Raw genomic sequence first — 552 nt, forward strand, 5'->3', positions numbered from 1 at the left:
GTTTTGGTACGGGCCACAAGTTTCTCACTAGAAGCTTTTCTCGGCAGTGTGATTCATGGAAATTTGACTCCCCGAGGGTCATCTATCTATCAGCTCTGAGCCGTTACGGAAGGGATTTGCCTCCTCCGCAGCCTGCAGCCTTCGACTGGCTAATCCAGCAGCCAGCTCCCACTTTCTCCTGCGTCACTCCATTGCTCAAACAAAACCTGCGGGTACAGGAATATTAGCCTGTTGTCCATCGCCTATGCTTGCTGCCTCGGCTTAGGTCCCGACTTACCCTGAGTCGACGAGCGTTGCTCAGGAAACCTTAGGCTTTCGGTGGGACGGATTCTCACCGTCCTTTTCGCTACTCATACCGGCATTCTCTCTTGAAACCGCTCCAGCGCTCCTTCCGGTACGCCTTCTCCGCTGTTTCAACGCTCCCCTACCCATGCTTGCGCATGCCGCGACTTCGGTTCTGTACTTGAGCCCCGGACATCTTCGGCGCAGGGCCTCTCGACCAGTGAGCTATTACGCACTCTTTAAATGGTGGCTGCTTCTGAGCCAACATCC

General features: G+C 54.9%; 1 rRNA gene. It reads right to left on the reverse strand.

Annotated features, from left to right (window positions below):
* A 23S ribosomal RNA gene (locus I6E26_RS11080) occupies positions 1-552 on the reverse strand; the annotation flags it as partial.

Source organism: Anaerovibrio lipolyticus, assembly GCF_021531495.1.
Taxonomy (GTDB): Bacteria; Bacillota; Negativicutes; order Selenomonadales; family Selenomonadaceae; genus Anaerovibrio.